10 protein-coding genes and 1 pseudogene are annotated in these 10,980 nt (G+C 69.6%); 9 read left to right on the top strand and 2 right to left on the bottom strand.

The genetic code is table 11. From position 1 onward, the window contains the following. Positions 1-116, top strand: a 116-nt coding sequence (locus ABEA87_RS41920) for an RICIN domain-containing protein (protein ID WP_345639372.1), incomplete at its 5' end; no start/stop codon positions are given. 243 nt (positions 117-359) lie between these two features. Here the strand turns inward: ABEA87_RS41920 and ABEA87_RS41915 are convergent. Then, positions 360-749 carry a hypothetical protein gene (locus ABEA87_RS41915; protein WP_345639371.1) on the bottom strand — a complete coding sequence of 130 codons (390 nt, stop codon included), beginning with the start codon at positions 747-749 and terminating at the stop codon, positions 360-362. Between the two features lie 350 nt (positions 750-1,099). Between ABEA87_RS41915 and ABEA87_RS41910 the strand changes: the two are divergent. Beyond that, positions 1,100-1,207, top strand: a pseudogene (locus tag ABEA87_RS41910) (IS5/IS1182 family transposase); the annotation flags it as partial. Between the two features lie 195 nt (positions 1,208-1,402). Here ABEA87_RS41910 and ABEA87_RS41905 read toward each other — a convergent pair. Further along, positions 1,403-1,672, bottom strand: coding sequence for a hypothetical protein (locus tag ABEA87_RS41905; RefSeq protein ID WP_345639370.1), 270 nt, complete (start codon positions 1,670-1,672; stop codon positions 1,403-1,405). Here ABEA87_RS41905 and ABEA87_RS41900 point away from each other — a divergent pair. The 7 genes from ABEA87_RS41900 to ABEA87_RS41870 all read left to right on the top strand — a co-directional run bounded on the left by ABEA87_RS41900 (position 1,659) and on the right by ABEA87_RS41870 (position 10,646). Continuing rightward, a complete protein-coding gene (locus ABEA87_RS41900; RefSeq protein ID WP_345639369.1) occupies positions 1,659-3,344 on the top strand; it encodes an IPT/TIG domain-containing protein in 1,686 nt (561 codons plus the stop codon). The two genes, ABEA87_RS41905 and ABEA87_RS41900, sit on opposite strands and share 14 nt — an antisense overlap. Positions 3,345-4,078: 734 nt before the next feature. Further along, on the top strand, positions 4,079-4,630 hold the full coding sequence (locus ABEA87_RS41895; protein WP_345639368.1) for a sigma-70 family RNA polymerase sigma factor: 552 nt from the start codon (positions 4,079-4,081) through the stop codon (positions 4,628-4,630). Continuing rightward, entirely contained in the window at positions 4,623-5,915 is a 1,293-nt protein-coding gene (locus tag ABEA87_RS41890; RefSeq protein ID WP_345639367.1) for a WD40/YVTN/BNR-like repeat-containing protein, read from the top strand. Before ABEA87_RS41895 ends, ABEA87_RS41890 begins: the two co-directional genes overlap by 8 nt. Before the next feature lie 235 nt (positions 5,916-6,150). Further along, positions 6,151-7,686, top strand: a complete 1,536-nt coding sequence (locus ABEA87_RS41885) for an ArnT family glycosyltransferase (RefSeq protein WP_345639366.1) — start codon at positions 6,151-6,153, stop codon at positions 7,684-7,686. Positions 7,687-8,099: 413 nt separating this feature from the next. Then, the gene (locus ABEA87_RS41880) at positions 8,100-8,447 is read left to right on the top strand and encodes a PadR family transcriptional regulator (RefSeq protein ID WP_345639364.1); all 348 of its coding nucleotides are present in this window, start codon (positions 8,100-8,102) and stop codon (positions 8,445-8,447) included. Positions 8,448-8,485: 38 nt separating this feature from the next. After that, entirely contained in the window at positions 8,486-9,220 is a 735-nt protein-coding gene (locus tag ABEA87_RS41875; protein ID WP_345639363.1) for a hypothetical protein, read from the top strand. A gap of 154 nt (positions 9,221-9,374) precedes the next feature. Continuing rightward, entirely contained in the window at positions 9,375-10,646 is a 1,272-nt protein-coding gene (locus ABEA87_RS41870) for an alkaline phosphatase family protein (RefSeq protein ID WP_345639362.1), read from the top strand. Positions 10,647-10,980 lie beyond the last annotated feature (334 nt).

Raw genomic sequence — 10,980 nt, 5'->3', positions numbered from 1 at the left:
TCAACCCCTCCTCTGGACGCTGCCTAGACGCCACCAACAACAACACCACCGACGGCACCCCCCTACAGATGTGGGACTGCTGGGGTGCGGACAACCAGCTATGGACGGTGCCGTAGCCATGGACACCCCATGTGGCCACCGATGGAATGAGAGCGGCGACGGCGTCCGGCCGGGATCCGTAGATGGCGTGGCTGCCCCCGACCTCGAGAGGGCGACAGCGTCTGTCGCGAGCCGCGGGTGGCGGGCAGGGGTGTCTCGGGCGAGAGCGTCGCTGCCGGCTCGACATCAAGGACGCCGGTGGCGAATTCCGCCGTGGCATGTTGCCGAGGTAGTCGCATCACCTCTGCGAAGGCACCGGGCTACTGACGCTTCCGGCTACGGGACCAGCGGACCGCTTCATCAATCGCGATCAGCGCGCCACACACAACCTGGCCGACGCCGACGAATGCGAAGAGGGGTCCATCGCCGGGCTCACGCGAAATAAGGAACGCCAGACCGACGGCCACGAGGGCGAGACCCGCGAAGGCTCTTAACATGAACGCTACCCCAACCAGCTTGCCCGATGCTGACGATGAACTTGCAGAGCCGCCGACGACAGAAATCACAGCGCTCACACGAGCGCCGACCGTGAGCAGAGAAAACGTCAGGTTCTCGATCGTTAGCAGGCAACAAATGCCACTGGGGCCCTTGTGCGTATCGGCCGCGAACACCCCTAGGCTTGGGGCTATGGCGAGCAGATCCCCGATCATTCCGACCGCAAGCACTTCGCTGCGCGGATTCGTCAGGCCGCACTACCTCCCCGGTCCGCTCAAGGCAAGACGCCGACCGCGGCCACACGACTGCCTCGATAACCGCTAGCGACCGTACGATTCCCGCCAGACACGCGCCGCGGCGACTCTAACAACAATCCGGTAGCCCGCGCCGTAAATTATTTGTCAGTGATCGATGGTTGAGGTCCACGATGGTCGGACTCACCGAGCATGCGAGCACAGCCGCGACCGGGTGCAATCGAAGGCCACCGCGTCCAGCTCCGACGCCGACCACAACGACTCCCGCGCTCGCCGGATCCGCCGGCCTCGTCACTAGCCGGCGCTCCGCCCAGTTCCATCGCCTGGTACGCCTGGTCGCCCAGCGCGGCGGGGATGCGATCGCCGATGGGCGCCCCGGCCGGCAATGGGCACTGGACCTGTCGGATCGGGTACTGCTGGACGATCCATGTCCGACACTGCGCGAACTGCGGTGCTCGGCTCCCGCCGCCGGCATCAACCCCGCGCTGCTACCTCCACCGGACCGACAGTGGGCCAACTCCTCGGAACGTGACACAACGGCGTGCGCGAATTAATTGAGGTGAGTGAATACGCAGGGCGTGTAGGGGGATGCCAGAATGCGTCCTGGGGTCCACTCACGTCGATGTAGAGGTGTTCTGCCCGCCCGCTGTGTCCGGCGTAAGGGATCCGCCGTACCGGTACGGCCGCGCCGGTGCGGATGCGCCGGTGCGGATGCGCCGGTGCGGATGCGCCGGTGCGGATGCGCCGGTGCGGATGCGCCGGTGCGGATGCGCCGGTGCGGATGCGCCGGTGCGGATGCGCCGGTGCGGATGCGAGGGGCCTCCGGTCGCCGCCATGCCGGAGGCGAAGCTGTCAAGAAGGGGAATGCCGATGAGATCACCCACCCGTTCGGCCTCCGACCGCTCCCGTTGCCGACGACGGCTGACCGCGCTGGCCGCGGCCGGTGCGCTGGCTGCGGTCGGCCTGGTGACGTTGGCGGCTGCTCCGGCCGCCGCAGTCCCGCCCGGCACCACGACGGCGTACGTGACCAACTTCGCTGGGGGCGCCGTCTCGGTGGTCGACACCGCCACCGGCACGGTGACGGCCTCCGTCCCGGTCGGCGGCTTCACCCAGGACGTGGCGGTCAACGCGGCGGGCACCGCCGTATACGCCGCGACCACCATTCCGAACACCGTCGCCGTCATCGACACCGCTACCGCGGCGGTCAACGCGACGATCCCGCTCGACGGCATCCCCGTCGGCATCGCGCTGAACGCCGCCGGCACGGCCGCCTACGTCGCCAACTCGGGGGGTCACAACGTCACGTTCACCGACACGGCCACCGACACGGTGACCGCCACCGTCCCGGTGGCCGGGATCCTCGAGGGCATCGCCCTGAACCCGGCCGGGACCACCGCCTACGTCACGGCGTTCAGTCCCAACGCCCTGAGCGTGGTCGACATCGCCACCGCCACGGTCACCGCCACCGTGCCGATGCCCAGCGTCCCGTTCGGCGTGGTCACCGACCCAGCGGGCAGCGCGGTCTACGTCGCGACCGGCGCCGGCGGAACCGTGGCCAAGATCGACACCGCCACCAACACCGTCACCGCCTCCATCCCCGTGCCGACCAGCATCAGCCTGGCGATCACCCCCGACGGCACCACGCTCTACGCGACCTCCGCCGTCGCGGGCGGCGTGTCGGTCATCGACACCGCCACCGGCACCGTTACCGCCTTTATCGGCTCCCTCGGAAGTCCCTCCGACGTACAGGTCAACTCCACCGGGACCACCGCCTACGTCGTCGACCAGGTCGATCCGAGCGGTTCCGCGCCCGGCAACATCTACGCTGTCAACACGACCACCAACGCCGTCACCACCGCCGCAACCGGCGTGACCGGCGCCCGCTACCTCACCCTGCACACCATCCCCGCCCCCGCCGTCGCGGCCGTGGCCCCGGCCACCGGCCCGACAGGCGGCGGGACCGTGGTCACGATCACCGGCACGGACCTGAACGGCACCACCGCGGTCACCTTCGGCGGCACCCCCGCGACCACCGTGTCCTGCACCGCGACGGCCTGCACCGCCACCGCCCCCGCCCACGCCGCGGGGACCGTGGACGTCCAGGTCACCACCCCCGGCGGTACCAGCGCCACCAGCAGCGCGGACCAGTACACCTACGTGATCCCGCCCGCCGACATCGACGTACACCTCACCGCGCAGCCGCACCTCGGCATCCTGGTCCCCTACCTGAACTACACCCTCACGGCCCACAACAACGGGCCCGGCACGGTCACTTCCGCCACCCTCACCGCCACCCTGCCGACCGGCGCCACCGCCACCAACCTGTCCGCGGGGTGCACCACCACAACGACCAAGGTGACCTGCACCTACGGACCCCTCGCCAACGGCGCCAGCACCGACAAGACATTCCGCGTCCCGCTGAGCCTCTTCTCGCTGGGAAACGTGACGGTCACTGGTGTGCGCACCACCTCCGCCCCCGCCGACCCCAACTTCGGCAATGACAGCTCGCGTAAGACCTGCACCGTCATCTCCATCGTCCTGGTCACCTGCCCCTGACGGCGAGGAAGGCGCGGCGGCCGCGACGCCTCCCGGCCACGGCCGCCGCCCGCCCGGGTCCGCTGGAGTCGAGTACCAAGCCGAGCGGCCGGGCCGTCCTTCACGAAGCCGACACCGCCGACAAGGCCGAGGTCTACAAGCAGCTCGGCCTACGACTGTCCTACCGCCCAGACGCAGAAACGGTGCACGCCCAAGCTGATCATGAAGCGGATCCGTGGGGGTTAACGTGTCCGAGCAACACGAACCAAGACCCAACTGGGTCCGACGCTGTCGGCGTCGATCCCGCTGCTATAGCGGCTGATCGTTTTGGCGGGCGTTCCACTCTCGACGCCATTATGGTGGAGGCGGTTTCGTGGGGCGCCGCCATCTTGGCGTCTATGGTGTGTCGTCCAGGGTGGGGTGGCGGGCCTTTCTCAGTCGTGACGAGCCACTTTGTCGAGCGCGATGCGTCGACGACGGACCTTGGCCAGGAAGCCGCGGTGCTTTGACGGTCGCGCACGTCGCCACCGCTGACCCGCTGGGCGGCGACCCACCGAGTGCCGCGTCAGCGCAAACTCCGCGACCACTCAGACAGCGGCGGGCCGCGGTTCGCCGCCGACCGCCCCGAGTCGACGCCCGGAGTCGCAATTTCTCCATGCCACCCCAGGTCCCACCATCCGGACGGGGTACACGAAGGTGTGTCACCGGATGGCGCACCGGCGCGTCGTACGAGGTGAGGGATTACCGACGAAGGGATGCGTGTGGACGAGCGCGAGGGGATGCGGGAGGTCTACGCAGCGTCGGCGAGCCGGCTGATGGCGCAGGTGTACGCGATGACGGGCGACTTCCTGGAGGCCCAAGACGTCGTGCAGGAGGCGTTCGCCCGCGCGCTGGCCGCGCCGGGGTGGCTGCGCCGCGTCGACAACCCCGAGGCGTGGCTGCGTACCGTGGCGTTGAACCTGGCGCGGTCCCGCCATCGCCGGCGCCTGGTGTTCGACCGGCTCGCGCGCACCGGCCTGCTGCACCCGGCCGGTGCCCACGAACCATCCCTGTCGCCTGATCACGTCGCGCTGGTGCGCGCGCTGCAGCGGCTGCCGGTCGCGATCCGCAAGGCGCTGGTGCTGCACCACATCGCCGACCTGCCGGTCAAGGAGGTCGCCGAGATCGAGGGCTGCTCCGTCGATGCCATCAAGACTCGGCTGGCGCGAGGCCGGCGCGCCCTCGCCGTCGCCCTCGACGACGAACTGCCGCCGGACCCGCCCGAGAGGGTCGTCCTGGCCTCGAACAAGGGGATCATCTGTGCCTGATTTCGATTTTTCCGGACTGCGCTCGACCAGCCAGGCCGCGTTCAAGACAGATTTCGTCGACGTCGCCCACCGTTCCCTGCGCCGGCGCCGGCGCCGGCAGCTGCGGCTGGCCGGCACCGCCCTCGCGGTCGCCGCGGTCGCGACCGGAGTCGGGGTGAAGGGCGTCGCGGGACAGTCGTCGGAAGGCCTGGCCGGGGGGATGCCCGGGGTGAAATCCATTGTCACTCCGCCCTTCATCCCGCCGGGGCAGCCCTCGCATTCACCGGCCGGAGGCAGCGGGCACGACATCAGGATGGGCGCCGTACAGGCGGGCGATCTGAACCACCTGTACGTGAACTACAACGACTGCCGTAAGGCGGACTGCACCGTGATGTTCGCCGCGACCGCAGACGCGGGAACGGATTGGACCAGGTCGCCGCTTCCGGTGCCACACGATGCGCTGGTCGAATTGTTCGTCGTGGCTCCACGGACCGTGCTCGCGTGGTACCAGACGTCTGGTGCCCAAGCTACTCAGCGCTGGCTGAGCACGAGCGATGGTGGGCAGAATTGGCGGCAGGGCAACGTTTCCACCGTCGCGGCCCTTCCCGCCAGCTGGCAGATTCTGGGGCAGGATTTCGAGGGTGCGAGCGGCGTAGCCGTGCTCGCTGCCAATCCGGTCACCGGCGACCTCGCGCAGCTCGCACCGCGCCAACTGCCAGGGGGCCGGGCCCTGGGCGGGTTGCCGGCCTCGGCCGGGCTGTGGCTGACCGGCGCGTCGCTCGCCTCCAGCGATCCGCGGAGCACCGACGGGGCGGTGACATTCACCGGCAGCGTCATAGAGGTGAGCCACGATGGTGGCCGAGCCTGGCAGCAGTACACCCTGCCGGAGACCATCAGCGGGGGCGACCAGGACCCGGGGGCCGTGATCGCCACCGCCGACGGGCACACCGCGTACGCGGTCGGGCAGGCCCACGGGATGTTGCAGATCTACCGCACTGCCGACGGGGGGAAGACCTGGCAGCGCGCGGCCGGCCAGGTACGCATCGGGTCGGACCCGCGTCGCCTCTACGCAGCCCTGCGGCCGGACGGGACGCTGACGATTCAGGTCGGCGACCAGGCGGCGGACCATCCGCGCATGTACCAGAGCACCGACCAGGGCCGGACGCTGAAAGCAGTAACGGTCGGGCCAGGCGCCGCGGCGGTCGCGGTACCCGGCGGCTACGCGCAGTCGGGCTGGCCCAACCAGAGCGGCAGCTGGCTGTCCGGTAACGGTACCGACTGGACCTATGCCGCACCGCCAGCCTGACGGCTGACCGCATACCAGCATCGCAGGGGCCACCACCCGGGGCCGCGGCCCGTCCCGCGCCAGCTGCCTGGGTTGAAGCGTCAACCGATCCTCACGGGGAGAAAAGTCATGGCGACGTGCAATGCCGCGCGCTCACGATACATCGATTTGTCCTATTTTTGTCAGTCCAGCTGCCGTCGCCACGGTTCTCGCCGTCGCGGGGATCGGCTACCGGACTTGGCTGATCGTCGCGCAGGTGCCGCCCACCGACAGCGACGAGGCGACCATGGGGCTTGCCGCGCTTCACGTCATACAGGGCCGCGATGTCCCCATTTACATGTATGGCCAGCACTACATGGGCGTTCTTGAGGCATACCTCGCGGTACCGTTCGTGGCGCTGCTCGGCACGACCACCCTCGCGCTGCGGATACCCGAGCTGCTGCTCTACGCCGCCTTCCTGCCGCTGATGTACCGGCTGGTCACCCGCCTGTATTCACCCTGGTTCGCCACGTTCAGCGTCGGGCTGCTGGCCATCGGCTCCGACCGCGTCCTGAAGGATCAGCTGATCGCCCACGGGCGCACGGCGGAAATCAAGCCTGTCGCCGCGGCGCTCCTGCTGATCGCGATCAGCCTCGCCTCCGAGCGTTCCCGGCGGCGAACGCTGGCCTGCCTCGGCTGGGGGCTGATAGCCGGCCTGATGCTGTGGGTGGATTGGCTGATCGTGCCGTACCTCGCGACGGCCCTGACCGTCCTGCTCATCCGTGACCGCACCGGCCGAGCACGCCTGGGCAGAGACTGGCTCTGGCTGGCCGCCGGGCTACTGGCCGGCGCGGTACCACTGATCGCCTACAACGTCACCGCCGCACCGGGCGAGGGCTCTCTGACGGTGTTCTGGCACCTCAATCAGGGTCCGTCCACATCGCTGGCTGCCCGGCTGTTCGGCGGAGTGATGCTCGGCGTGCCGCTGTCCACGGGTGTCTGCCACCCAAGCCACTGCACGGCCGCGGAACGCCTGTGGGGCCCCGCGTTCCTGCTCCTTCTGGTCCTGGCCGGCAGCCAGGCGCTGATCGCGGTGCGCCGTCATCGCGTTCCGACGCGCCAGTGGGGCCGGCTCGCGCTGGTCACCGCCGCCCTGTTCAGCGTGGCAGCGTACTCTCGCGGATCGGCCGCGGCGATCAGCCCGATCGAAAGTGCCCGGTACCTGTCCTGCGTGCTGGTGTCCCTCCCCGCGGCGCTCTGGCCGCTATGGGCGGCCGCTCGCCAACTCGTGGCTACTCGCCGCTCCGGGTCGCCGAGCGGCGCCGGCCCGCGCGGGCTGACCGGCACGGTGTTGGCTCTGCTCCCACTCGTGGCGTTCGCGGCGCTCAGCCTTGACGCCGCCGGTGCGCTGGTTACCAGGAAGGATGCCATCGCAGCCGCGGCCACTCGTCAGGCTGCGCTGATCCGATCGCTGGAGGCCACCGGAGCGCCCCACCTGTATGCCGACTACTGGACCTGCAATCGGCTGGCCTACGCCACCCGTGAGCGCATCGCCTGCGCGGTGCTGGAGCCGACCATGGAATCCGGCCAGGACAAGTACCCGCCGCTGGCCGCAATCGTGCACGCCGACCCGCACCCGGTCTACGCGTTCCCGGCTCGATCCGTGACCGACAACGCGTTCGTCGACTATCTGCGCGGCAACGGCATCCAGTACGCGGTCAGCGACGTCGCCGGTTACCACGTGTACCGAGTGCCGGCCGGCGCCGGGGTGCCCCTACGTCGATCGCGCAGCATGCTCGTCCGCCGGCCGTAGCGAAGCCTTAGCTGGACATCCGACAGGCGCCCGGCCCAGCGTTCGGCATCGGCGCCCAACAGGTCCGACAAGTCAACGATCCGGTTGCTCAACTCGAGCATCGGCACGCCGAACAACGAGAACGCTCCGAGCGGATCGAGCCGGATCTGCACACCGAACTGCTGGCCGTGATGCACGGTCCAGGTCGGCCGGTCAGGTATCCCGGAGACGAACGACCCCGCCGGGGTCTCCAGCTGGGGCACCGCATCGGATATCTCATTCCGATAGCCCAGATAGGCCCGAACGCCGCCGCGTACAGCCGCACCGGGCGTGCCATCGGCCCACTCACGCCGCCCGTTTGTGCCGCCACTCGCACGCCTGCCTGTGTGGCCACCCCGCTAGCCATACGTCCGTGACGGACGTATGCTCGGTGCATGGAAAACGATCAGGCGCCGGCCCCGTTGACACCGGCGGTGTTCCACATCCTGTTCGCGCTGGCCAGCGGAGATAAACACGGGTACGAGATCGCCAAGCAGGTCGCCGAGGACAGCCAGGGGCGAGTGCGTATGGGCACCGGGACGCTGTACGGGTCGATCAAGCGGATGCTGGCCGACGCGCTGATCGAGGAGACCGAGCAGCGGCCGGCGCCCGATGTCGACGACGAACGCCGCCGCTACTACCAGCTGACCGAGCAGGGGCACCGCGCCCTCCGTGGGGAACTGGCGCGGTACGCCCAGGTGGTCGCTGTTGCCCGCGACCGAGACCTGCTGGCATCGGCATGAACTGTCACGGCGGGAGGCGCCGCCGACGGGCGCAACGGGTGTACCGGCTGCTGGTGCGGCTGTACCCGGCAGCGCACCGGCGCGCGTTCGGCGAGCAGATGGTGCAGACGTTCGGCGACCACTACCGCGACGCGGTCGAGGTCGGCGGCGGTAGCCGGCTGAGGTTCTGGGTGGCGGTGCTCGCCGACGCGGGTACCAGCCTGCGCACCGAGCACGCCGCCGAACTCGGGGCGCTGTGGCGTCGTGGCCGGCGTCAAGCCGCGACGCGACGGCTCCGCCGTGGCCGCCTGACCCGGTGCGAGGGGCACCGCCGGGTCGCGACTCTCCGCCGCTGGGCACCCGGGTCGCGCGCCGTCCCTGGTGGGATGACCCGGCGTAGACGGGTACGGCTGCGGCTGCGCTACCGCCCGTCGGCCGGCCGCCCGGTACGGGTGGTGTTCCGCTCACACCATCGCCAGCTGGTGTACCGGGGCCGGATCGCCGTCCTGGCCGGGACAGTGGTGCTGATCGCGGCCGCGCTGGGTGCGGGTACGGCCACCGGGCACCTCGGCACGTCAGTACTCGTGACCGGTCTGCTCCTGGCGGCCTGGCTTGGACACGGGATGCGACTGGACCGGCGGATACCGGCCGGGCCGCGCGGGGACGGATCCGCACCGCCGGGTGGTGCCGGCGTACGCGAGCCACGCCGTCCCCTGCCGCTGAGCCCGGCCGGGTCGGCCGCGTGGCCCATGCCCGATCAGGACCCGCCCGGGCAGGCCACCGCCCTGATCTGAAACGACCGGGCCGTCAGCCAAGTGTCGGCGTGGGCGGGCACACCGCGGGGCACCAGAAGTCCCGACGTTGGGAGCTGACGGCGTTTCCGGGCGGTGCGGTGGGTCAGAGGCGAATCACCGTAGGCTGGCGTGGTGAATACACCGAGCCCCCGCCATGACTGAATCCCGGGTCGCCTGCGAGTCCGCGTCTACAGATGACGGATCGAAAGCCCGGCGTTGGTTGCTGCTGGTGCACCGGGTCCTGCCCGAACCGGCCCGGCTGCTGCGCACCAGTGTGTGGCGGCGGGTCAAGGGGCCGGCAGCGATCTATCCGCAGAACTCCACGGCCGGGCTGCCCGACGCAACAGCCGCCGAGCGCACCCTCCGCACGCCGCGCAAGGAGATCACGGAAACGGGTGGCACCGCCTATCTACTCAGCACTGACGCACTGCCCGTCGAGGCCAACCGGCGAAGGGCGTCCAATGCGGCCCGGGACGACTCCCTCAGGAAAAGCAGCCCGGGCCGCCTGAGCATCCTCGGGCTCACGAACGGACCCGGCCGGCTGCGACGATGGCTGGGGACGGTCGCGGCAGGGGTCGTCATGCTCACGACGAGCGCCTGCGGTTCGCCCGCCGGCACACCACTGCCAACCGTGGCGCCGGCCCGGCCGGTAGCGTCCACCACGCCGCCGCCCGCCGATCGAATCCCCGAGCACGTCGTCGTGGTGGTCTTCGAAAACAAGGGGATCGGGCAGATCATCGGTACGGGGAAGGCACCGGCTTTCGATGCCGTAGCCCGGCAGGGCGTGCTCTACGCCCACTCGTACGCGATCACCCACCCGAGCCAACCGAACTACCTCGCCCTGTTTTCCGGCAGCACGCAAGGGGTAACCGACGACTCCTGCCCTCACACCTTCACCACGATGAACCTCGCCCGACAACTGCTCGACGCCGGCCGGACCTTCACCGGGTACGCCGAGGCCTTACCGCACAGCGGCTTCCTCGGGTGCGGCGAAGGCAGGTACGCGCGCAAGCACGCGCCGTGGACCGATTTCGCAGATTTGCCCGCGACGGTGAGCCAGCCATACACGGCGTTCCCATCCGACTTCAACCAGCTCCCATCCGTGGCGTTCGTCGCACCTGACCTGTGCGACGACATGCACGACTGCTCGATCGCGACCGGAAACCGCTGGTTCGCCGACCATCTGAGCGGATACGCGACCTGGGCGCAGACCCATCACAGCCTGCTGATCGTCACATTTGACGAGGACGACTCCGTCGGGGCGAACATCATCCCGACGATCATCGCGGGACAGGGTGTCGCCCCGGCCCGGGCAAGCGACCGGATCGACCATTACACGCTGCTGCGCACCATCGAGGCGTGCTTCGGTCTTGTTCCACTCGGCGTCGCCGCCGCACGGGCACCACTGGCATCGATCTGCCGCTAAACAGCCGCACGGACGGCCGGTGCGCCGCCTGGGCAGACGCAGCGTGGGACGAGCGCCGGCCTGAGCGCTACGCCGACCACGGCGCAGCGTCCGCTGTGGTGCGGGTCGTGGCCAAGCCGGCCGGTGTGAATAGCTTCGACCGGGAGTTGCGAGACGGCGTCTGCACTCGCACCCACACGTCAACACTACGCGTTGTAGGGTATCGGTGTGCAGCACTTCATTGTCACCTTCGGGTACCTCGCGGTATTCATCCTGATGCTCGCCGAGTCGGCGTGTATCCCGATCCCGTCCGAGGTAACCATGCTGTTCGCTGGAGCCCTGGCGGCCGGTGCGA

The sequence above is a fragment of the Rugosimonospora acidiphila genome, assembly GCF_039543385.1.
GTDB classification, from domain to species: domain Bacteria; phylum Actinomycetota; class Actinomycetes; order Mycobacteriales; family Micromonosporaceae; genus Rugosimonospora; species Rugosimonospora acidiphila.
Note: the sequence above shows the minus strand (reverse complement) of the source record. Positions and strands in the feature narration are given on the sequence as shown.

Coding starts and splice junctions, on each gene's coding strand:
- ABEA87_RS41915 (WP_345639371.1), bottom strand. CDS start 749: ATGATCGGGGATCTGCTCGCCATAGCCCCAAGCCTAGGGGTGTTCGCG.
- ABEA87_RS41900 (WP_345639369.1), top strand. CDS start 1,659: ATGAGATCACCCACCCGTTCGGCCTCCGACCGCTCCCGTTGCCGACGA.
- ABEA87_RS41895 (WP_345639368.1), top strand. CDS start 4,079: ATGCGTGTGGACGAGCGCGAGGGGATGCGGGAGGTCTACGCAGCGTCG.
- ABEA87_RS41880 (WP_345639364.1), top strand. CDS start 8,100: ATGGAAAACGATCAGGCGCCGGCCCCGTTGACACCGGCGGTGTTCCAC.
- ABEA87_RS41870 (WP_345639362.1), top strand. CDS start 9,375: ATGACTGAATCCCGGGTCGCCTGCGAGTCCGCGTCTACAGATGACGGA.